Origin of the sequence: Kitasatospora sp. YST-16, assembly GCF_026802215.1 — a bacterium.
GTDB classification, from domain to species: Bacteria; Actinomycetota; Actinomycetes; order Streptomycetales; family Streptomycetaceae; genus Kitasatospora; species Kitasatospora cineracea.
The window spans coordinates 6,488,851-6,507,571 of record NZ_CP113837.1; the positions used below are offsets into that span (position 1 = coordinate 6,488,851).

Annotated in this window: 17 protein-coding genes; 8 read left to right on the forward strand and 9 right to left on the reverse strand. The window is 75.3% G+C overall.

All coding sequences use genetic code 11. From position 1 onward, the window contains the following. Positions 1–56 precede the first annotated feature (56 nt). Complete coding sequence (locus OU787_RS29270) at positions 57–1,190, reverse strand: alpha/beta hydrolase (RefSeq protein WP_268661166.1); 1,134 nt, start codon at positions 1,188–1,190, stop codon at positions 57–59. A 237-nt stretch (positions 1,191–1,427) separates the two neighbouring features. On the opposite strand from OU787_RS29270, the gene OU787_RS29275 reads away from it, so the two are divergent. The 7 genes from OU787_RS29275 to OU787_RS29305 all read left to right on the forward strand — a co-directional run bounded on the left by OU787_RS29275 (position 1,428) and on the right by OU787_RS29305 (position 10,144). Beyond that, positions 1,428–2,522: an ROK family glucokinase gene (locus tag OU787_RS29275; protein WP_030460376.1), complete on the forward strand. Its 1,095-nt coding sequence runs from the start codon at positions 1,428–1,430 to the stop codon at positions 2,520–2,522. Between the two features lie 497 nt (positions 2,523–3,019). Beyond that, on the forward strand, positions 3,020–4,822 hold the full coding sequence (gene ggt / locus OU787_RS29280; protein ID WP_268661167.1) for a gamma-glutamyltransferase: 1,803 nt from the start codon (positions 3,020–3,022) through the stop codon (positions 4,820–4,822). Between the two features lie 106 nt (positions 4,823–4,928). After that, on the forward strand, positions 4,929–5,732 hold the full coding sequence (locus OU787_RS29285; protein WP_268661168.1) for an exodeoxyribonuclease III: 804 nt from the start codon (positions 4,929–4,931) through the stop codon (positions 5,730–5,732). A 132-nt stretch (positions 5,733–5,864) separates the two neighbouring features. Continuing rightward, positions 5,865–6,392 (forward strand): PadR family transcriptional regulator, encoded by a 528-nt coding sequence (locus OU787_RS29290; protein WP_030460373.1) that lies wholly within the window; start codon positions 5,865–5,867, stop codon positions 6,390–6,392. After that, the gene (locus OU787_RS29295; protein ID WP_030460372.1) at positions 6,389–7,075 is read left to right on the forward strand and encodes an ABC transporter ATP-binding protein; all 687 of its coding nucleotides are present in this window, start codon (positions 6,389–6,391) and stop codon (positions 7,073–7,075) included. The genes OU787_RS29290 and OU787_RS29295 overlap by 4 nt, the downstream gene beginning before the upstream one ends. Then, the gene (locus tag OU787_RS29300) at positions 7,072–9,357 is read left to right on the forward strand and encodes an ABC transporter permease (RefSeq protein WP_268661169.1); all 2,286 of its coding nucleotides are present in this window, start codon (positions 7,072–7,074) and stop codon (positions 9,355–9,357) included. The genes OU787_RS29295 and OU787_RS29300 overlap by 4 nt, the downstream gene beginning before the upstream one ends. A 193-nt stretch (positions 9,358–9,550) precedes the next feature. After that, entirely contained in the window at positions 9,551–10,144 is a 594-nt protein-coding gene (locus OU787_RS29305) for a hypothetical protein (RefSeq protein WP_030460370.1), read from the forward strand. A gap of 106 nt (positions 10,145–10,250) precedes the next feature. On the opposite strand, the gene OU787_RS29310 is transcribed toward OU787_RS29305, so the two are convergent. Together OU787_RS29310 and OU787_RS29315 are read right to left on the reverse strand one after the other, a co-directional pair. Next, positions 10,251–10,907 (reverse strand): lysoplasmalogenase, encoded by a 657-nt coding sequence (locus OU787_RS29310; protein WP_051816981.1) that lies wholly within the window; start codon positions 10,905–10,907, stop codon positions 10,251–10,253. After that, the gene (locus OU787_RS29315) at positions 10,904–11,785 is read right to left on the reverse strand and encodes a sterol desaturase family protein (RefSeq protein ID WP_030460368.1); all 882 of its coding nucleotides are present in this window, start codon (positions 11,783–11,785) and stop codon (positions 10,904–10,906) included. Before OU787_RS29315 ends, OU787_RS29310 begins: the two co-directional genes overlap by 4 nt. A gap of 89 nt (positions 11,786–11,874) precedes the next feature. On the opposite strand from OU787_RS29315, the gene OU787_RS29320 reads away from it, so the two are divergent. Continuing rightward, positions 11,875–13,317: a DUF2398 family protein gene (locus OU787_RS29320; RefSeq protein ID WP_268661170.1), complete on the forward strand. Its 1,443-nt coding sequence runs from the start codon at positions 11,875–11,877 to the stop codon at positions 13,315–13,317. 96 nt (positions 13,318–13,413) lie between these two features. Here OU787_RS29320 and OU787_RS29325 read toward each other — a convergent pair whose 3' ends face one another. The 6 genes from OU787_RS29325 to OU787_RS29350 all read right to left on the reverse strand — a co-directional run bounded on the left by OU787_RS29325 (position 13,414) and on the right by OU787_RS29350 (position 18,690). Further along, positions 13,414–13,629 carry a cold-shock protein gene (locus OU787_RS29325; RefSeq protein WP_030460366.1) on the reverse strand — a complete coding sequence of 72 codons (216 nt, stop codon included), beginning with the start codon at positions 13,627–13,629 and terminating at the stop codon, positions 13,414–13,416. 69 nt (positions 13,630–13,698) lie between these two features. Next, the gene (locus tag OU787_RS29330; RefSeq protein WP_030460365.1) at positions 13,699–13,884 is read right to left on the reverse strand and encodes a hypothetical protein; all 186 of its coding nucleotides are present in this window, start codon (positions 13,882–13,884) and stop codon (positions 13,699–13,701) included. Positions 13,885–13,916: 32 nt separating this feature from the next. Beyond that, entirely contained in the window at positions 13,917–15,047 is a 1,131-nt protein-coding gene (locus OU787_RS29335; protein WP_051816979.1) for a bile acid:sodium symporter, read from the reverse strand. Positions 15,048–15,291: 244 nt separating this feature from the next. Then, on the reverse strand, positions 15,292–16,935 hold the full coding sequence (locus OU787_RS29340) for a BCCT family transporter (protein ID WP_030460363.1): 1,644 nt from the start codon (positions 16,933–16,935) through the stop codon (positions 15,292–15,294). A gap of 75 nt (positions 16,936–17,010) precedes the next feature. Beyond that, positions 17,011–17,637 (reverse strand): TetR/AcrR family transcriptional regulator, encoded by a 627-nt coding sequence (locus OU787_RS29345; protein ID WP_030460362.1) that lies wholly within the window; start codon positions 17,635–17,637, stop codon positions 17,011–17,013. Positions 17,638–17,766: 129 nt separating this feature from the next. Next, entirely contained in the window at positions 17,767–18,690 is a 924-nt protein-coding gene (locus OU787_RS29350) for an acyl-CoA thioesterase (RefSeq protein ID WP_268661171.1), read from the reverse strand. Positions 18,691–18,721: the final 31 nt, after the last annotated feature.

Sequence of the window (18,721 nt, forward strand, 5' to 3'; positions counted from 1 at the left end):
AGGACGCGACGAGGGGGTGCGGGCTCCGGGCCCGCACCCCCTCGTCGCGTCCGCGGTCAGTGCCCGGCGGCCGGGATGATCGAGGTCAGCCAGGTGAACACGCCCGGGACCATCGGCTTCCAGACGTCGCTGCTGTGCGCGCCGGTGGTCTCCTGCACGGTCACCGTGGTCGGGGCCTTGGCGGCCGCCTTCAGCGCCTCGCCCGCCTCCAGGCCGTCGCCCTTGTTGCCGCTGACGTACAGCGCGGTCTTCGGCGGGGTCTTGGCGGACTTCAGGATGTTCAGCGGGTTGGAGACCTCGCGCAGGTGCGGGTCCTTGGCGGTCAGCGACTTGTCCTCGATGCCCGGGTCGTTGTACCCGGACAGGCTGACCCCGGCCCGGTAGCGGTCCGGGTGCTCCAGGGCGAGCTTGGCCGCGCAGTGCGCGCCCGCCGAGTAGCCGGCCACCGCCCAGCGGTCGGCGGCCGGGTCGACGCGGAAGTTGTCCAGCACCATCTGCGGCACGTCCCGCGACAGCCAGGTGTCCGCGTTGACCTTGCCGGGGACGTCCGCGCAGCCGGTGTCGGTGTTGTCGCCCAGCAGGTTGGTGCGCGGCGAGATCAGGATGAACGGGGAGACCTGCCCGCTCTGCATCATCGGCTTCAGCTGCTCGGAGACCTTCAGGGTGCCGAACCAGGTCTTCGAGGAGCCCGGCCAGCCCGGCAGCAGCTCCACCACCGGGAAGGTCTTGTCCTTGTACGCCGGGTCGTTGTACTGCGGCGGCAGCCAGACCAGCACCTCGCCGTCCACGCCGGACACCTGGCCCTTGAGGTCGGTGGTCTGCACGTCGTTCGGCACCTTCGGGTCGCCGACCGGCTTGAACTGCTGGATCACCTTGGGCCGCTGGGCGTCGTTGCCCGGCGTGCCCGCCGCCCCGCCGTCGGCCTGCGCCTGCACGTTCGGCACCGCGCGGACGTGGTTGCCGGTGCCCAGCAGGTCGTCCCAGCTGCCGTAGATCAGGTTGGCGTTGTTGACCATGACGAAGACCATCATGACGGCGGTGAGCTGGCAGAAGAGCAGCATCACGATCCTGGACAGCGCCTGAACGGGCCGCGGACCCCGCACCCGGCCCCACAGCAGCAGGGCCACCGCGATCGAGATCGGCACCAGCACGATCGTGAGGAGGAGGAACGGGGTGCCTGTCAGCTGCATCGGGGTCTCTCGAATCGGGTCGTCCGGCCGTCCGGGGCACGGTCCCCCGGTTCACGCATCACACTTGTCAGACTGCGTCATACACGCGATCAGTTGCTGTCGACACTCGCGAAAACCTGAGAGGAACATCACGTTTTCGTGAGAATCCGCTGTGCGTTCTGCGCTCAGTCTGCCAGTTCGTCCACAGCCCTCCGCCACCGGACCGCAACCTTTACCCAATCAAGGAGCATTCGTTCCGTGACCCGCGCCAACGGCCCCGCCCGCCCCGTCCTGCCCAACCTGCTGGGCCTCGGCCCCCGCGCCGAACGCCGCCGCCGCACCCTGCCCGCCGGGCTGCTCCGGCTCCCCACCGTCGGCGTGGACATCGGCGGCACCAAAGTGGTCGCGGGCGTCGTCGACGGCGAGGGCAACGTCGTGGACCGGCTGCGCACCGAGACCCCCGACAAGAGCAAGAGCCCCAAGGTGGTCGAGGACGTCATCGTCGACCTGGTCCTCCAACTCGCCGACAAGCACGACGTGCACGCGGTCGGCGTCGGCGCGGCCGGCTGGGTCGACGCCGAGCGCTCCACCGTGCTGTTCGCCCCGCACCTGAACTGGCGCGGCGAGCCCCTGCAGCAGGCGCTCAGCTCCCGGCTGCGCTTCCCGGTGGTGGTGGAGAACGACGCCAACGCCGCCGCCTGGGCCGAGTGGCGCTTCGGCGCCGGCCGGGACGAGGACCACATGGTGATGATCACCCTCGGCACCGGGATCGGCGGCGCCGTGGTCCGCGACGGCCGGGTCGACCGGGGCAAGCACGGCCTGGCGGGCGAGTTCGGCCACATGCAGGTGGTGCCCGGCGGCCACCGCTGCCCGTGCGGCAACCGCGGCTGCTGGGAGCAGTACTCCTCCGGCAACGCGCTGGTCCGCGAGGCCCGCGAACTCGCCGCCGAGGAGTCCCCGGTCGTCCAGCCGCTGCTCGCCCGGGCCGGCGGCACCCCGCTGGGCATCACCGGCCCGCTGGTCACCGAGGCCGCCCGGGACGGCGACGCCGTCGCCGTCGAACTCCTCTACGAGGTCGGCCGCTGGCTCGGCGTCGGCATCGCCAACCTGGCCGCCGCGCTCGACCCCGGCCGCTTCGTCGTCGGCGGCGGCGTCAGTGAGGCCGGCGACCTGCTGCTCGCCCCCGCCCGCGACGCCTTCCGCCGCACCCTCACCGGCCGCGGCTTCCGCCCCGAGGCCGAGATCGTGCACGCCGCCCTCGGCAACGAGGCGGGCCTGGTCGGCGCCGCCGACCTGGCCCGCCAGGTCGCCCGCCGCTTCCGCACCGTCAAACGCCACCGCGTCACCCCCTGACCCCGCCGCACCCCGGCCGCCCCCGCCGCCACAGCGGCCACGGGGCCATGGCGCCCCGCCCGCTGCGCGGGGCTTTGCCCGCTGCGCGGTGCTGTGCCGCTGGGCGGTGCTGTGCCGCTGGGCGGTGCTGTGCCGCTGGGCGGTGCTGTGCCGCTGGGCGGTGCTGTGCCGCTGGGCGGTGCTGTGCCGCTGGGCGGTGCTGTGTCCGCTGCGCGGGGCTCTGTGGGCTTCCTGCTCGCTCTCGCGCCGCCGGCGGCCGCCGGGTCGGCTCCTGTTCCCGGCCCGGTGGCCTCCGGCGGTGGCGGTCCGCCTGGTGGCCGCCCGGGCTCCGTTGCTTCCACAGGTCGCCCCTTTCGCTGCGCTCCGTCCGGCCGGGGTCGTGTTGACGTGGTGTCAACTCTTGGTGAAACGGCTCCGGTTGGCCGAACAGCGGGTTGTCCGGTGCACGGCGGGTGTGGGACAACGGGGGACCGATGCCGTCCCCCGGGAGGTCGCACATGGGAGTGCTCGCCCGTTTCGTCCCCGCCTTCGCGCTCGTCACCGCCGCGGGCCTGCTGGCGGGTACCGCGCCCGCACAGGCCGGGCAGGCTCCGCCGGGCAAGCAGCCGGTGGCCACCGGGTGGGGCGGGGCGGTGGCCAGCGTGGACGCCGACGCGACCGCCGCCGGGCTGGAGGTGCTGCGGCGCGGCGGCAACGCGGTGGACGCCGCGGTGGCCACCGCCGCCGCGCTGGGCGTCACCGAGCCCTACTCGGCGGGCATCGGCGGCGGCGGGTACTTCGTCCACTACGACGCCCGCACCGGCCGGGTCGAGACCCTGGACGGGCGGGAGACCGCCTCGCGCGGCGCGGACAGCTCGCTGTTCCTGGAGGGCGGCAAGCCGCTGGCCTTCGACGACGCCGTCACCAGCGGCCTGTCCGTCGGCGTGCCCGGCACCGCCGCGACCTGGGAGCAGGCGCTGCGCCGCTGGGGCAGCCGCAGCCTGGCGGACGTGCTCAAGCCGGCCGAGCGGATCGCCGACCGCGGCTTCACCGTCGACCAGACCTTCCAGGACCAGACCGCCGCCAACCGGGCCCGGTTCCAGGACTTCCCGGCCACCCGCGCGCTGTTCCTGCCGAACGGCCGACTGCCCGCCGTCGGCTCGACCCTGCGCAACCCCGACCTGGCCGCCACCTACCGGGAGCTGGGCCGCCGCGGCACCGACGCGCTGTACCGGGGCCCGATCGGCGCCGACATCGTCCGCACCCTCCAGCACCCGCCGGTCGACCCGGCCTCCGGCCGCACCGCCCGCCCGGGGAAGGTCGACGCCGCCGACCTGGCCGCCTACCGGGTCCGCGCCCAGGACCCGACCCACGTGAACTACCGCGGCCTGGACGTGTACGGCATCGCGCCGTCCTCCTCCGGCGGGACCACCGTCGGCGAGGCGCTGAACGTCCTGGCCGCCAACGGCGCCGCGGGGCTCACCGACCCGGCCGCCTACGACCACCAGTACCTGGAGGCCAGCCGGATCGCCTTCGCCGACCGCAACCGCTGGGTCGGCGACCCGGGCGCCGTCCAGGTGCCGACCCGCCGACTGCTCGACCCCGCCTACGCCAAGGCCCGGGCCTGCCTCATCGACCCGGACCACGCCCTGACCAGCCCGCTCGCCCCCGGCGACCCGTACCACCCGGCGCCCTGCACCGCCGCGGGCCCGGCCGTCGCCGAGCCGTACGAGGGGCAGAGCACCACCCACCTGACCGTCGCCGACCGCTGGGGCAACGTGGTCGCCTACACGCTGACCATCGAGCAGACCGGCGGCAGCGGCATCACCGTTCCCGGCCGCGGCTTCCTGCTCAACAACGAGCTCACCGACTTCGACTTCGCGCCGCTCACCCCCGGCGTCCCCGACCCGAACCTGCCCGGCCCGGCGAAGCGGCCGCGCTCCTCGATCTCGCCGACGATCGTGCTCAAGGACGGCCGGCCCTACCTGGCGCTCGGCTCGCCCGGCGGCGCCACCATCATCACCACCGTGCTGCAGGTGCTGACCGGCCGGGTCGACCGGGGCCTGACGCTGGAACAGGCCATCGCCGCGCCCCGGGCCAGCCAGCGCAACACCGCCGCCACCCAGGCCGAACCGGCCTTCCTGGCCTCGCCCGAGGCGGCGCGGCTCCGGGCGCTCGGCCACGTCTTCACCGCGACCCCGGAGATCGGCGCGGCCACCGGCGTCGAGCGGCTCCCGGACGGCCGCTGGCTGGCCGCCGCCGAACCGGTCCGGCGCGGCGGCGGAGCGGCCGGGGTGGTCGTCCCCGCCGGACGAGACTGAGCCGCCGTCAGCTGCCGGGCGCTGTCGGCGCCGGACGGTATGTTCGGACGGGGTGCCCGGCCCGCGCCGGGGCCCCGTCCGTCCGCACCGCCGAGGGAAGGCCGCCGTGACCGTCCGCATCGCCACCTGGAACATCAACTCCGTCACCGCCCGGCTGCCCAAGCTGCTGGAGTGGCTGGAGTCCGCCCAGCCGGACGTGCTGTGCCTGCAGGAGCTCAAGTGCGCCGCCGACGCGTTCCCCGCCGAGGCGGTCGCCGAGCTGGGCTACGCCTCCGCCGCGCACGGCGACGGCCGGTGGAACGGCGTGGCCCTGCTGTCGAGGATCGGCCTGGAGGACGTGGTCCGCGACCTGCCCGGCCAGCCCAGCTACCTCGCCGAGGACGCGCTGCTGCCGGTGGTCGAGCCGCGCGCCGTCGCCGCGACCTGCGGCCCGGTCCGGGTCTGGTCGGTGTACGTGCCCAACGGCCGCGAGGTCGGCCACGCGCACTACCGCTACAAGCTGGAGTGGATGGCCGCGCTGCGCGACGCCGTCCGGCAGGACGCGGCGGGGGAGCGCCCGTTCGCGGTGCTCGGCGACTTCAACGTCGCCCCCACCGACGAGGACGTCTACGACCTCGCCGCCTTCGAGGGCCTCACCCACGTCACCGCCCCCGAGCGCGACACCCTCGCCGCCCTCCAGGAGGCGGGCCTGCAGGACGTCGTCCCGCGCGCCCTCAAGTACGACCGCCCCTACACCTTCTGGGACTACCGGGCGCTGGCCTTCCCGAAGAACCGCGGCATGCGGATCGACCTGACGTACGCCAACAAGCCCTTCGCGGACGCCGTCACCGACACCTACGTCGACCGCGAGGCCCGCAAGGGCAAGGGCACCTCGGACCACGCCCCGGTGGTGGTCGACCTCGACCTCTGAGGTCCCGTCAGGGGCGGGCCACCCGGCGGCCCGCCCCACCCCCCCTGGAGAATTCGCAGGTCAGGGGCTTTTCTGCCCGAGTATTCTCCGAGTGTATAGACGTGGAGTGTACGCCCGGCGTACGATCCGATCATGAGCGTTCCCCTCACCCTGCTCGGGCTCCTCGAACGCGAGCCCAGCCACGGCTACGACCTCAAGCGCGACTACGACGCCTTCTTCGGACGCGGGAAGCCGCTGCCCTTCGGACAGGTCTACGCGACCCTCGGGCGCCTGGCCCGGGACGGGAAGGTGGTGGTCGGCGACCCCGAGGCCGGCGACGGGCCGGACCGCAAGCGGTACGTGATCACCGAAGCGGGGGCCACCGAGTTCGAGGACTGGCTGCGCGAACCGGTCGCCGCCGAACCCCACCTGCAGACCGTGCTGTTCAGCAAGGTCGTGCTCGCCCTGATGCTCGGCCGCGACGCCGAGCACTACCTCGACACCCAGCGCGCCGCCCACCTGCGGCGGATGCGCGAACTCACCGAGGTCAAGCGCTCCGGCAGCCTGGTCGACGCCCTGCTCGCCGACCACGGCCTGTTCCACCTGGAGTCCGACCTGCGCTGGATCGACCTGACCGCCGCCCGGCTCGACGCCCTCGCCGCAGAGGTGAACTCCCGATGACCGCACCCCTGATCGAAGCCCGCGCCGTCACCCTCTCCTTCGGCGAGACCCCGGCCCTGCGCGGCGCCGACCTCGCCGTCGACCCCGGCGAGATCCTCGCCGTGATGGGCCCCTCCGGCTCCGGCAAGTCCACCCTGCTGCACTGCCTGGCCGGCATCCTCGCCCCCGACGGCGGCGAGATCCACTTCGACGGCCGCCGGATCGACGGCCTCGGCGAGCAGGAGCGCAGCGCGCTGCGCCGCGACAGCTTCGGCTTCGTCTTCCAGTTCGGCCAGCTGGTACCGGAGTTGACCGCCGAGGAGAACGTCGCCCTGCCGCTGCTGCTCGGCGGCGCCAAGCGCGCCGACGCCCTGGCCCGGGCCCGCGGCTGGTTCCCCCGGCTCGGCCTGGACGGGCTGGAGGGCCGCCGCTCCGGCGAGCTCTCCGGCGGCCAGGCCCAGCGCGTCGCGCTGGCCCGCGGCCTGGTCGCCGAGCCGCGCGTGCTGTTCGCCGACGAACCCACCGGCGCGCTCGACTCGCTCACCGGCGAGCACGTGATGGACCTGCTGGTCGACTCCGCGCGCGCCCAGGGCACCACCGTCGTCCTGGTCACCCACGAGGCCCGGATCGCCGCCTACGCCGACCGCGAGGCCATCGTCCGCGACGGCCGCGCCACCTCGCTGAGCGGACGGGCCGCCGGATGATCCGCCTCGGCCTGCGCCTCGCCGTCAGCGGCGGCCGCGAAGCACTGCTGCGCCTGCTGGTCACCGCCGCCGCCGTCGCCATCGGCGTCGGACTGCTGCTCACCACCCTCGCGGCCGTCAACGCCGTGCACGCCCAGAACGACCGCTACGCCTGGTTCAACACCGGCTTCACGGCCGACGGCCGGGCCGCTGCCGGTTCCCCCGCCGATCGGGAGGCGGCGGCGGGGGCGGGCGCGGACGGGAAGGCCCCGATGTGGTGGCTGACCCGGCGCGACACCTTCCAGGGCCGGGAGATCGGCCGGGTCGACGTCGCCCTCACCGGCACCGCCGCCGCGCTCGCGCCCGGCGTGGACCGGATGCCCGCCGACGGCGAGTACTACCTGTCGCCCGCCCTGGCCCGGCTGGTCGACGCCACGCCCTCCGAACAGCTCGGCGACCGCTTCGGCGGCCACCGGATCGGCATCCTCGGCAAGGACGCGCTGCCCGCCCCCGACAGCCTGGTCGCCCTGGTCGGCCGGACCCCGCAGGCGCTGCGCGAACTCCCGGACGCCGCCCTGGTCGACCGGATCGCCGCCACCTCGCCCGACCGGTGCGACGACTGCGTGGTCGGCATCAAGTCCAACGGCACCGCGCTGATCCTCACCGTCGCCACCGGCGCGCTGGTCTTCCCGGTGCTGATCCTGATCGGCACCGCGACCCGGCTGACCGCCACCCAGCGCGAACGCCGCTTCGCCGCGATGCGGCTGGTCGGCGCGACGCCCCGGCAGGTCTCGGTGGTCTCCGCCGTCGAGGCCACCGCCGCGGCCGCCGTCGGCATGCTGCTCGGCTTCCTGCCCTTCCTCGCGGTGCGCGGCCAGGTCGCCGGGATGTCGCTGACCGGCGACCGGTTCTTCACCTCCGACCTCACCCTGACGCCGCCGCAGGTCGCCGCCGTCGCCCTGGGCGTCCCGCTGGCCGCGGCCGCGGCCGCCCGGATCGCGCTGCGCCGGGTGCGGATCTCCCCGCTCGGGGTCAGCCGCCGGGTCACCCCGAAGCCGCCCCGCCCCTGGCGGGTGCTGCCGCTGCTGGCCGGACTGGTCGAACTGGCGGCCTTCCTGGTCTGGCACCCGTCCTCGGTCGAGGGCCAGACCCGCGGCTACCTCTCCGCGTTCGGCCTGATCATGCTGGGCCTGGTGCTCTCCGGCCCCTGGCTGACCGGACAGGTGGCCGCCCTGCTGGCCCGGCGCACCCAGCGCCCGGCCACCCTGCTCGCGGTGCGCCGGCTCGCCGACAACCCGACCGCCGGGTTCCGCGCCGTCAGCGGCCTGGTGCTGGCCCTGCTGGTGATGACCGCGACGGTCGGGATCATCACCACGATGACCGCCGAACGCGGACGCCCCGAGGGCGGCCGGCAGTACGACAACGTGCTGGTCAACGACCTCGGCGGCGGCTACACCCCGGACGGGCAGGTCAAGAGCACCGGCCGGCCCGTGCCGCCCGAACTGCTCGACGCCCTGCTCGCGGTCCCGGGCGTGCGCGGCGTGCTGCCGGTGCACCCGATCGGCAAGGTGGTGCCGATCGACGCCGGCGGGGAGACCGAGGCCGCCCAGACGGTGGACTGCCGGCAACTGGAGGCCGTCCAGGTCTTCGGCCACTGCGCGCCCGGCGCGGCGACCGCGTACGTGGCGTACGTCTGGGCCGGATTTCGCGACTACTCCGCCGTCGCGTGGCCCGCCGCCCCGTACACCGCCGAGCAGGCCGCGGCGCTCCCGGTGGTGAAGGTGGTGGTCGGCACCGACGGCTCGCAGGCCGCCGTCGAGCGGGCCCGCACCATGGTGGACGCCGCCTACCCGGCGACCCGGCAGGCGCTGACCCTGGCGGAGGGGATGAAGCTGTCCGGCAGCGAGCTGAAGGGCTACCAGCAGCTGGCGAACGTGGTGATCCTGGCGACCTTCCCGATCGCGGGCTGCAGCCTGGCGGTCAGCGCCGCCGCCGCGCTCGGCGAGCGCAAGCGGCCGTTCAGCCTGCTGCGGCTGACCGGGGTGCCGCTGTCGATGCTGCGCCGGGTGGTGCTGATGGAGTCCGCCGTCCCGCTGCTGGCGGTCTCGGCGGTGGCGATCGGCGTCGGACTGCTGGCCGCCGACCTGTTCCTGCGCTCGCAGCTCAAGTACACGCTGCACGCCCTCGGCGCGGCCTACTACCTGACGGTCGCCGCCGGGCTCACCGCCGCACTGGCGGTCATCGGCGCGACCCTGCCGCTGCTGCGCCGGATCACCGGGCCGGAGACCGCCCGCAACGAGTAGCCGCCCACGAGTGCCGCGTCAGGCACGAGGTCGTTCGGGCCCGGAGCGCCTGCCGCGCCGACCGGCCCGGGCGGCCTCGAACGGCCGTACGGGTTCGCCGGGCCGGGCGGCACTGCCTAGCGTGGGCGGCAACCAGGAGTAGCGGACCGGTCACCCGTCCGCTGCCCCCACCCCGACCCCCTGGAGGTACGGCATGCGCCCGACGCGCACCGCCGCCGCCGCACTGCTCGGCACCACCGTCCTGCTCGGCCTGGCCGGCACCGCCCCCGCGTCCGCGAAGGGCAGCGAACCCGCCTGGGTCTCTCCCGCGCAGGCCCAGCCCGGTCAGTCGGTCGCGGTCAGTGTCACGTGCGCGAGCAGCACGGAGAAGACCGTCACCGCGACCTCGCTGGCCTTCGCCGGCGGGTCCACCACGCTCCGCGTCGGCCCCGACGGCAAGTACTCGGGCAGCGCCACCGTCATCTCCGAGCAGGAGATGGCCGCGGCCGCCGCCAAGCGCACCACCACCGACTCGTCCTGGGGCATCGACGGCAAGTGCCCCAACGGCGACGGCTTCGTCGGCGCGGTCGCCATCGCGGCCGCCTCCACCGCCAGCAGCGGCGCGGCCGCCGGGGCCGGCGTCTGGGAGGGCGCCCGGCTCCCGCACGGCGGGGTGGAGACCGGCCTGGGCGGCTCGGTCGGCGTGGACGGCACCCGGCTGGCCGTCGGCGCCGGGCTGGTCGCCGCCGGCATCGGCGGGTTCTGGCTGCTGCGCCGCCGCGGCGCGGCCTCCGGCCGGGCCTCCTGAGCCGCCCCCGGTACGCGCCCGCCGTACCCGGCCGGCCGCGCGTCCCCCGCGGTCGGCGGCAGCAGGAAGGGCGGCACCCGTCACGGGTGCCGCCCTTCCCGCGCGTTCAGGCGGCTGCGCGGCGCAGCGTCCCGACGGTCAGCAGGTACTGGCCGGCGATGTACGTCAGCATGATCAGGAAGCTGTGCGCGGGCAGGTGCCGCCAGCCCGCCAGGTCGGTGGCGATCAGGGTGTCGGAGAGCAGGAACAGCGCCCCGCCCAGCCCGGCCCACCGGTTGATCCGGGCGGCGGTCGCCGCGGTGGCGGTCAGCAGCAGGCTGTAGAGCGCGACCGGGATCCGCATCCCGGCGTCCAGGTCCGGCCAGAGCCGGAAGACCAGCACCGCCCAGAGCGCCGCGTAGCAGCCCGCCACCAGCGAGGTCCGGCGGCGGTCGGCGGCGGTGCTCAGCTTGACGAACATCGTCACGTAGCAGGCGTGGCCGGCCGCGAACGAGCCCATCCCGGCCAGGAACGCCACCGTCCCGCCGACCTCCAGCAGGATGTCGCCGCCCGCGCCGAACAGCAGCGCCGGCACCAGCAGCCGCGGCGTGCCGGGCCGCGCGGCCGCCCACACCCAGGCCGCCAGCAGCGGCATCAGCAGCGGCTTGGTGGCGTACTGCAGGGGCGGCAGGTGGACGGCGATCGCCAGCAGGTGCGCCACCGAGACGGCGGCGAAGGCGGTCAGCAGGGCCCGCGCGGTGCGCGGGGTGCGGGCGGGGGTCATGCGGCGGCACTCTCCGGTCCGGCGGCGGGGGCGGTGGGCTCGGTACGCGGCGCGGGCTGCCAGCCCGGGCCCTTGGCCAGGTGGCGCAGCCGGTCGCCCCAGGACGTCGCGGCGCGGACGTCCCGGGCGATCGAGGCGTACTCGTGGGTGGCGACCCGCAGCGGGTTGAAGGTGCCGATGTTCTTGGTCAGGCCGTACACCGGGCGCTCGGCCTCCGCCGCGAAGGAGCCGAACAGCCGGTCGAAGACGATCAGGATGCCGCCGAAGTTGCGGTCCAGGTAGCCGCCCTGCGAGGCGTGGTGCACCCGGTGGTGCGAGGGGGTGTTGAAGACGTACTCGACCGGGCGGGGGAGCCGGCCGATCCGCTCGGTGTGGATCCAGAACTGGTACACCAGGTTCGCCGAGGAGCAGAACGCCAGCGCCGCCGGGTGCACGCCCGCCAGCACCATCGGCACGAAGAACACCCAGCTGGTGGCCGAGGTCCAGGGCTGGCGCAGCGCGGTCGACAGGTTGTAGTGCCGGCTGGAGTGGTGCACCACGTGGCAGGCCCACAGCACCCGGATCACGTGGTGGCCGCGGTGCGACCAGTAGTAGAAGAAGTCCTGGGCGAGCAGCATCAGCGGCACCGTCCACCACAGCACCGGCACCCGCAGCGGCGTCAACTCGTAGAGGTACGAGTAGATCGCCACGATCGGGATCTTCCAGCCCGCGTCGAACAGCAGCGAGCCCAGACCCATGGTCAGGCTCGTCGCGGTGTCCTTCACGGCGTAGCCCTGCTCGTCCTCGTCCGGATGGAACCGGTACGAGACGACCTCCAGGACGGTGAGCAGCACGAAGGCCGGTATCGACCAGAGCACGACATCGGGCAGGTGTGGCATGTCCGGAACCCTAGGGGACGGCGGCGACCAGCGGAAGAGGTTGTTACCGGCGCGTAGCGGTCGGTCCGGCGTCTAGGCTTGGCACCGACATGGAGCGGCACGAAGCAGCCGCCGGCGCCGCCGCGGCGGCCGGCGGGACGGGGACGCGGCGCGCGGGCGGGGCAGGACGGCTCGCCACCCAGGCACGCCCCGGCACACCCGCGGACGGCCGCCCGCAGACCCGGTCGGTCCGCCGGCCGGACGGGCCGTCAGCAGCCGAACCGGCCGCCGCCGCCCAGGAGTTGGCCGCCCGGTTCGCCGCCGCCGAACCCGCCGAGGCCGACCTGCTGGCCAGCCGGGTGTTCGGCGCCTACGGGGCCCGGCACCTCGGCGGCGCACCCCAGCAGGCCGAACCCGCACCCGGCACCAGCTGGTGGCACGGCCCCACCGTCCACCACAGCACCTCCCCGCTGTTCCGCCCCCTCGGCTACCGCCGGATACGCCGCGAAGCACCCGCCCAGGCCGGCACCCGCCCCACCGGCGGCGGCCGGCACCGCAAACCCGAACGCCCCGCCGCCACCGGCGACCCCGCCGCCACCACCGAACTGCGCACCGCCGCCCGGCTGCTGATGGCCCACCCGCTGGTCACCGCCGACGGGCCGCACGGCGCCGCACTCGCCCTGATCCGGCGTCACGCCGAACCGCTCGCCGAACACTTCCACACCCTGCTCGGCTACCGCCTCACCCTCGGCCCCGCCCACGCCCGCCTGCACAAGGCCCCGCTGCCCGGCCGCCCGCTGGCCGGCCTCGACCCCGCCGGGTACGCCGCCCTCGCCCGCGCCCTGGCCGGCGGCCCCGCCCCCGCCCCCGTCCGCGCCCTGCTCGACGAGTGGCGGCTGCCCGCCGAACTCGCCGCCGACCTGCTCACCGCACCCCCGCTGCCCGCCGCCGGACCGCAGGTCGCCGTCCGCCGGCTGCTCGCCGAGACCCCCGTCGTCCGCTACGACGACCTCGCCCCCGCCGAACGCGCCCACCTGCTGGCCGCCGCCCCCGCCGAGACGGAACGGTTCGCCGACTTCCTCGGCCTCACCGCCGAGATCCGGGCCGAGGGCGTCGCCCTGTTCGACCCCGCCGACGAACTCACCGACCTCGCCCTCCCCGGCCCCGGCACCCTCGCCCAGGCCGCCCTGCTGCTCGCCGAACGCCTGGTCGAGGACCTCCGCCCGGTTGCCGCCGAGAACGCCCCGCCCGCCGTCCTGGTCCCCGACGCGCTGATCGACGGCACCCTCGGCGACATCACCGACGACTACGGGATGAGCGCCGGCTGGGACGCGGGCTACCTCGCCGACCTCGCCGCCTTCCGCCGCGACGCGCTCGACCTGCTCCACCGCATGGGCCTGGCCGCCCCGGCCGGCCGCACCTGGCTGCTGCTCGCCCCCGCCGCCCGCTACGCCCCGCGCGCCGAACCCGAACCCCCGACGGGCACCGGGCGCCACTCCCGCCCGGCGACCGTTCCGGCGGCGGGGCGGGGGCGGGATCGGCAGGTGGTGTGATGTGAAGGGGCGGTATGTGAGTGTGGGCGGTGGGGAGGGCGTCACTCCTGCCCGGCGACGGGGCGGGATCGGCAGGTGGTGTGAGGGGCGTCCGGGTCAGGGGGTGAGGGGGGTGACGTGTTCGGCCACGGGGCGGAACTCCTCGAGTTTCTCGTCGTAGCGGACGCGCTGGCCCTGGTGGAGGTAGCGGTGGGCGTCGGTGTCGGCGAGGACCGAGTCGTAGTAGACGGCGACGTCCGGGCCGCCGGTGTCGGGGGTGATGTAGCCGTAGCCGTGGTCGGGGTTGAACCACTTGACGGTGCCGGTCTCCATGGCGGGACTCCCTTCGGGCCGGTCAGCCCCAGTATCGGACGGCCGTCCGGGGTCCACCACCCGTTCGGCTCAGCGCCCGGCCGGGGCCGCCTGCGTGGTCGGGTCCTGGTGCCGGACGGTCTCCACGGTGGCGCCGACGCCGAGCGAGCCCAGGGCGACGGAGGCCGCGACGGCGGCGCAGGCGAGCAGGCGGCGGTGGCGGCGGGGCAGCGGGAAGCGCGGATCCTGGGCCGACGGGACGGTACGGGCGTTCATGGTGCCGAGCCTGGCAGCGGGGTGTTACGCGGTCACGAAACGCGGGTGAAGTCTGGAAGGGCTCTCGGCGTCGGAACCGCCGCTCCCGCATCCGCGCAGGTCGAACGGCTGATCGGGAAGGCGCGCAGCAGCCCGGGCAGCAGGGCGGCCAGCACCTGCTGGGCCGCCCCGTAGAAGAAGATCGGCAGCAGGACGGCCGGGTGCCCGCCGAACTGGGCGCCGGCCAGCCCGGCCGCCGCGCTGGTGTTGTTCAGGCCGGAGGCGAGGGTGAGCGTGGTGCGGGCCGCCGGGGCGGTGCGGGAGCGGTGGACGGCCAGCCAGGCGGCCAGGAACGGCCCGGCGCAGACCAGCACCCCGCAGGCCGCCGCGGCCGCGACCAGCCGGGGCTCGGGGCGCAGGGCGATCTGCCGGGCCACCCCGGCCGCGTTCAGGTAGGTCAGGGCGAGCGCGTTGAGCAGCCCGGCCAGCCGCAGCCGGGGCAGCAGGGCGGCCCGCAGCCGGCCGCGCAGCGCCCGGCGGGTGGCGCGGCGGGCCAGCAGCCCGGCCACGCACGGCAGGACGACCCACAGCACCATGAAGCGGCAGGTGGCGTCCGAGCGGGCCAGGGCGTCCAGGACGCGGCCGGGGCCGTCGCCCTCCGGGCCCTCGGCGAGGGCGAGTTCGAGCGGGGTGGTGAGCGGGCTGAGCAGGGTGGTGCCGAGCACCAGGCCCAGGCCCAGCGGGGCGTCGCCGCCGGCCCGGGCCCCCCAGGTCTGGGCGGCCCCCGCGACCGGCATGGCGGCCGTCAGCGCCAGCCCGACCACCAGCCAGCGGGCCTCCCGGCCGTCCGGCCAGCAGCCCGCGGCGGCCCGTTCGGCGCCGAGCAGCACCAGGGTGCGCAGCAGCAGCGCCACGCCCAGCCCCGCCAGCAGCAGGCCGGGCCGCAGCAGGGCCCGGCCGACGTCCGCCGCCCGGGTCTCGAACCCGCCGATGAACATCGCCGCGACCAGCATCAGCATCGGCACCGTCACACCGGGCGGCAGCCCGGTCCGGCAGTGCCGGACCGCCCCCGCGGTGCCGGGCAGCAGCCCGCCCAGCAGGCAGGCGGCGAGGGTGGCGGCGGCCAGGCGGCGGCGCAGCGCGCGGTCGAGGCGGACGCAGAGCGGGCGCGGGGAGCGGGGCATCGGGTGGTGCTTCGGCTTTCGGGACGGAGGGAGAAAGGACCTCCGGAGGGTCGGCGGCGGGCGCGGGCGGATGACGGCCGTCCGCGCCCGGCGTCCGGTCCGGGTCCGACGCGGACCAGGGTGCCACCGCCGACGGGCGGTGGTGGCCATTACGAACTCTTGGTAAAGGTCCGGGAGTTGGCGCCGCGGCCAGGCGCCGCACGGGGTGCCGGGGCGCGGCGGGGGCGGCGGCCCGGAGGCGGGTTCACTCCTGCGGGCGAGACCGCTCGGGGTATTCCTCGCCGACGCTCGCGCCGACCGCGTCGCGCAGGCCGTGCACCGGACGGAACCGCGGGGCGCCCGCCGCCGGGTCGGTGCGCAGCTCGCGCACCAGGGCCAGGCAGAGCCCCAGCATGACCAGCACGAACGGCAGCGCCACCAGGATGGTGGCGTTCTGCAGCGCCGTCAGCCCGCCCGCCAGCAGCAGCGCGGCGGCCACGCCCGCCATCAGCACGCCCCACACCACCACCAGCCAGGTGCGCGGGTGCAGGGCGCCGCCGGAGGACAGCGAACCCAGCACCAGGGAGGCCGAGTCGGCGGAGGTGATGAAGTACAGCATCACCAGCAGCACCGCCACCACGCTGGTCACCGCGCCCAGCGGCAGCGCCTCCAGCATCTCGAACAGCCCGGCGTCCGCGCCGCGCGGGATGGTGGCGACCAGGTCGGCCGCGCCGGTGGACTGCAGCCGGATCGCCGAGCTGCCCATCACCACGAACCACACCGCGGTCGCCCCGCTGGGCACCAGCAGCACGCCGACCAGGAACTGACGGACCGTCCGGCCCCGGGAGATCCGGGCGATGAAGGTCCCGACGAACGGCGCCCAGGACAGCCACCACGCCCAGTAGAAGATCGTCCAGGAGCCCAGCCAGTCCTCGTCGGTGAACGCCCCGGTCTGGGTGGCCAGCACCGCCAGGTCGGACAGGTAGCCGCCGACCGTCGAGGGCAGCGCGTCCAGCACGAAGACCGTCGGGCCGACCAGGAACACGAACAGCATCAGCACGCAGGCCAGCACCACGCTGGTGGTCGACAGCCACTTCACGCCCCGGTGCACGCCCGACATCGCCGACAGCACGAACGCGCTGCCCAGCGCCGCGATCACCACCAGCTCGACGCCCTCGGTGGCCCGGATGTCCGTGACGTAGCCCAGGCCGCCCGCCACCTGGATCGCGCCCAGGCCCAGGCTGGTCGCCGAGCCGAACACGGTGGCGAACACCGAGAGCAGGTCGATCAGCCGCCCCTTCCAGCCGTTCGCCCCGCGCTCGCCGATCAGCGGCACGAACGCCGCCGACATCCGGTTGCCCCGGCCCTTGCGGAAGGTGGTGTACGCCAGCGCCAGGCCGCCCACCGCGTAGATCGCCCACGGGTGCAGCGTCCAGTGGAACAGCGAGAACTCCAGCGCCCGCTGCGCCGCCGCCGGGGTCTGCGCCTCGACGCCGGAGCCCGGCTGCGGCTGCGCGTACAGCTGCAGCGGCTCGCCGACGCCGTAGAACAGCAGGCCGATGCCCATGCCGGCGGAGAACATCATCGCCACCCAGGCCAGCGTGGAGAACTCCGGCTCCTCGCCGTCCCGGCCCAGCGGGATCCGGCCGAACCGGCTGACCGCCAGCACCACCGCGAGCAGCAGGAACACGTCCGCGGCGACCACGAACAGCCAGCCGAAGTTGTGCAGCACCCAGGCCAGCGCGCGGTCCGAGGCCCGGCCCAGCGAGTCCTCCGCGAACACCCCCCAGGCCACCACCGCCAGCACGGCGGCCGCGCCGACCCCGAACACCACCCGGTCCAGCGGGAAGGCGCCGGCGTCCGGCGCGGTGGGCTGACGGTCCGTCGGGGGCTCAGCAGAGGTGGACATACCAGGCACTATGTCCACAGCGGGGCCCGCGGGCGGCGCGGCACGCCGGGGCGCCGGGGTGCCGCGGACGGCGGCTCAGGCCGGCAGCGGCGGCGGCTCGTACGGCGTCAGCACCAGCCGGACCATCTCCTCCAGCCGGGTGCGGGCGTCGTCCAGCGTGGTCCGCCCGGTCACCCAGGCCGTCAACTCGCCCTGCCAGGCGTGCCCCACCATGTGCCGCACCAGCTCCCCGGAGGCCGGCGGGACCTCCGGGATCACCGCCCCCAGCGCCGCCCGGTCCGCCCGGGCCAGGCCCTGCAGCGCCTCACTGGCGAACGGGTCCGTCGACGTCGCCACCGCCACCCGCAACCGGGCCAGCTCCGGCTGCCGCTGGTACGCCCGCATCCCCCGCCGCACGAACCGCACCGCCCGCTCGGTCGGCGAGGCACTGCGCCCCGCCCCCGCCTCGCCGACCAGGTCGGCGAGCAGCAGCCGGTGCCAGTCCGCTATCGCGGCGGCGAGCAGGTGGTCCTTCGACGAGAAGTACCGGTAGGCGGTCCCGAGGGCCACGCCCGAACGCTCCGACACCTGTTTCATCTGGAGCCGCTCCACGCCGATCTCGGTCACCAGGGCCAGGGCGGCGGACAGGAGGGAGCCGCGGCGTTCGAGCTGACGGGGGGACATCGCCTCCACCGGACGAGGTGACAGGTCAACCTTGGTCACCCGAACCATGATACGGGGCGGCCCCCCGCGGCGGTATGACGCAACGGGTCACCGGTGGATGACGGTGGCGGGGGACCGGCGCGCGGGCTCAGCGGCGCGGGTTCAGCGGCGCGGGTTCAGCGGGCGGGTTCAGCGCGCGGGGCGCGGGCGCAGTTCGCGCAGCAGGGTCTCCTGGACGGCCGAGGCCACCAGCACCCCGTCCCGGTCGTAGAACTCACCCATCGCCAGGCCCCGGCCGTCCGACGCGGACGGGCTGCGCTGCGCGAACAGCAGCCACTCGTCGGCGCGGAACGGGCGGTGGAACCACATCGCGTGGTCCAGCGAGGCCAGCGCTACCCGGGGCTCCTCGACCCGGTGCACCCGGTGCGGCTGCAGGTGCAGCGCCGTGGTCGAGGCCAGCGTCAGGTCGGACAGGTACGTCAACGCGCAGACCTGCAGCAGCGGATCGTCCCCCGGCAGCGGGCTGCCGGTCCGCAGCCAGACGAACTGCTGCGGGACGCCCGGCAGTTCCGGCGGCAGGCCGGGCGCCCCGGCCGGGACGAAGCGCATCCGCAGGGCCCGGAAGACCGTCGCGCCCGCGTACTCCTCCGGGGCGTCCCGCTGCCAGGCCAGGTACGGGTCCGGCAGCTCCTCCGGGCCCGGGACCGGCGGCATGGTGCGCTGCCGGTCGCCCGCCGCCTCCGGGCGCTTGAACGACGCCGACATGGTGAAGATCACCTCGCCGCGCTGGACCGCCGTCACCCGCCGGGTCGCGTACGAGCCGCCGTCCCGGGCCCGGTCCACCTGGTAGACGATCGGGCGGCGCGGGTCGCCCGGCCGCAGGAAGTAGCCGTGCAGGCTGTGCACCCGGCGGGACGGCTCCACCGTGCGGCCGGCCGCGGTGAGCGCCTGCGCCGCGACCTGGCCGCCGAACGCGCGCAGCGGCGCGCCCGCGTGGCAGTGGCCCCGGAACAGGTTCTCCTCCAGCTGCTCGATGCCGAGCAGTTCGGCGAAGGAGTGCAGTTCCGCGGCGGGATCGGGCGTCGGGGCGGCGGGGGCGGTCACCCGGATCATGCTAGAACACGTTGCAGTGACCGGAGCCTGT

Excerpts from the sequence above, each read along its gene's own strand:
- OU787_RS29300 (WP_268661169.1), top strand. The coding sequence starts at position 7,072 with ATGATCCGCCTCGGCCTGCGCCTCGCCGTCAGCGGCGGCCGCGAAGCA.
- OU787_RS29305 (WP_030460370.1), top strand. The coding sequence starts at position 9,551 with ATGCGCCCGACGCGCACCGCCGCCGCCGCACTGCTCGGCACCACCGTC.
- OU787_RS29320 (WP_268661170.1), top strand. The coding sequence starts at position 11,875 with ATGGAGCGGCACGAAGCAGCCGCCGGCGCCGCCGCGGCGGCCGGCGGG.
- OU787_RS29290 (WP_030460373.1), top strand. The coding sequence starts at position 5,865 with ATGAGCGTTCCCCTCACCCTGCTCGGGCTCCTCGAACGCGAGCCCAGC.
- OU787_RS29325 (WP_030460366.1), bottom strand. The coding sequence starts at position 13,629 with ATGGAGACCGGCACCGTCAAGTGGTTCAACCCCGACCACGGCTACGGC.
- OU787_RS29350 (WP_268661171.1), bottom strand. The coding sequence starts at position 18,690 with ATGATCCGGGTGACCGCCCCCGCCGCCCCGACGCCCGATCCCGCCGCG.
- OU787_RS29310 (WP_051816981.1), bottom strand. The coding sequence starts at position 10,907 with ATGACCCCCGCCCGCACCCCGCGCACCGCGCGGGCCCTGCTGACCGCC.
- OU787_RS29335 (WP_051816979.1), bottom strand. The coding sequence starts at position 15,047 with ATGCCCCGCTCCCCGCGCCCGCTCTGCGTCCGCCTCGACCGCGCGCTG.
- ggt (WP_268661167.1), top strand. The coding sequence starts at position 3,020 with ATGGGAGTGCTCGCCCGTTTCGTCCCCGCCTTCGCGCTCGTCACCGCC.
- OU787_RS29330 (WP_030460365.1), bottom strand. The coding sequence starts at position 13,884 with ATGAACGCCCGTACCGTCCCGTCGGCCCAGGATCCGCGCTTCCCGCTG.
- OU787_RS29315 (WP_030460368.1), bottom strand. The coding sequence starts at position 11,785 with ATGCCACACCTGCCCGATGTCGTGCTCTGGTCGATACCGGCCTTCGTG.
- OU787_RS29270 (WP_268661166.1), bottom strand. The coding sequence starts at position 1,190 with ATGCAGCTGACAGGCACCCCGTTCCTCCTCCTCACGATCGTGCTGGTG.
- OU787_RS29295 (WP_030460372.1), top strand. The coding sequence starts at position 6,389 with ATGACCGCACCCCTGATCGAAGCCCGCGCCGTCACCCTCTCCTTCGGC.
- OU787_RS29340 (WP_030460363.1), bottom strand. The coding sequence starts at position 16,935 with ATGTCCACCTCTGCTGAGCCCCCGACGGACCGTCAGCCCACCGCGCCG.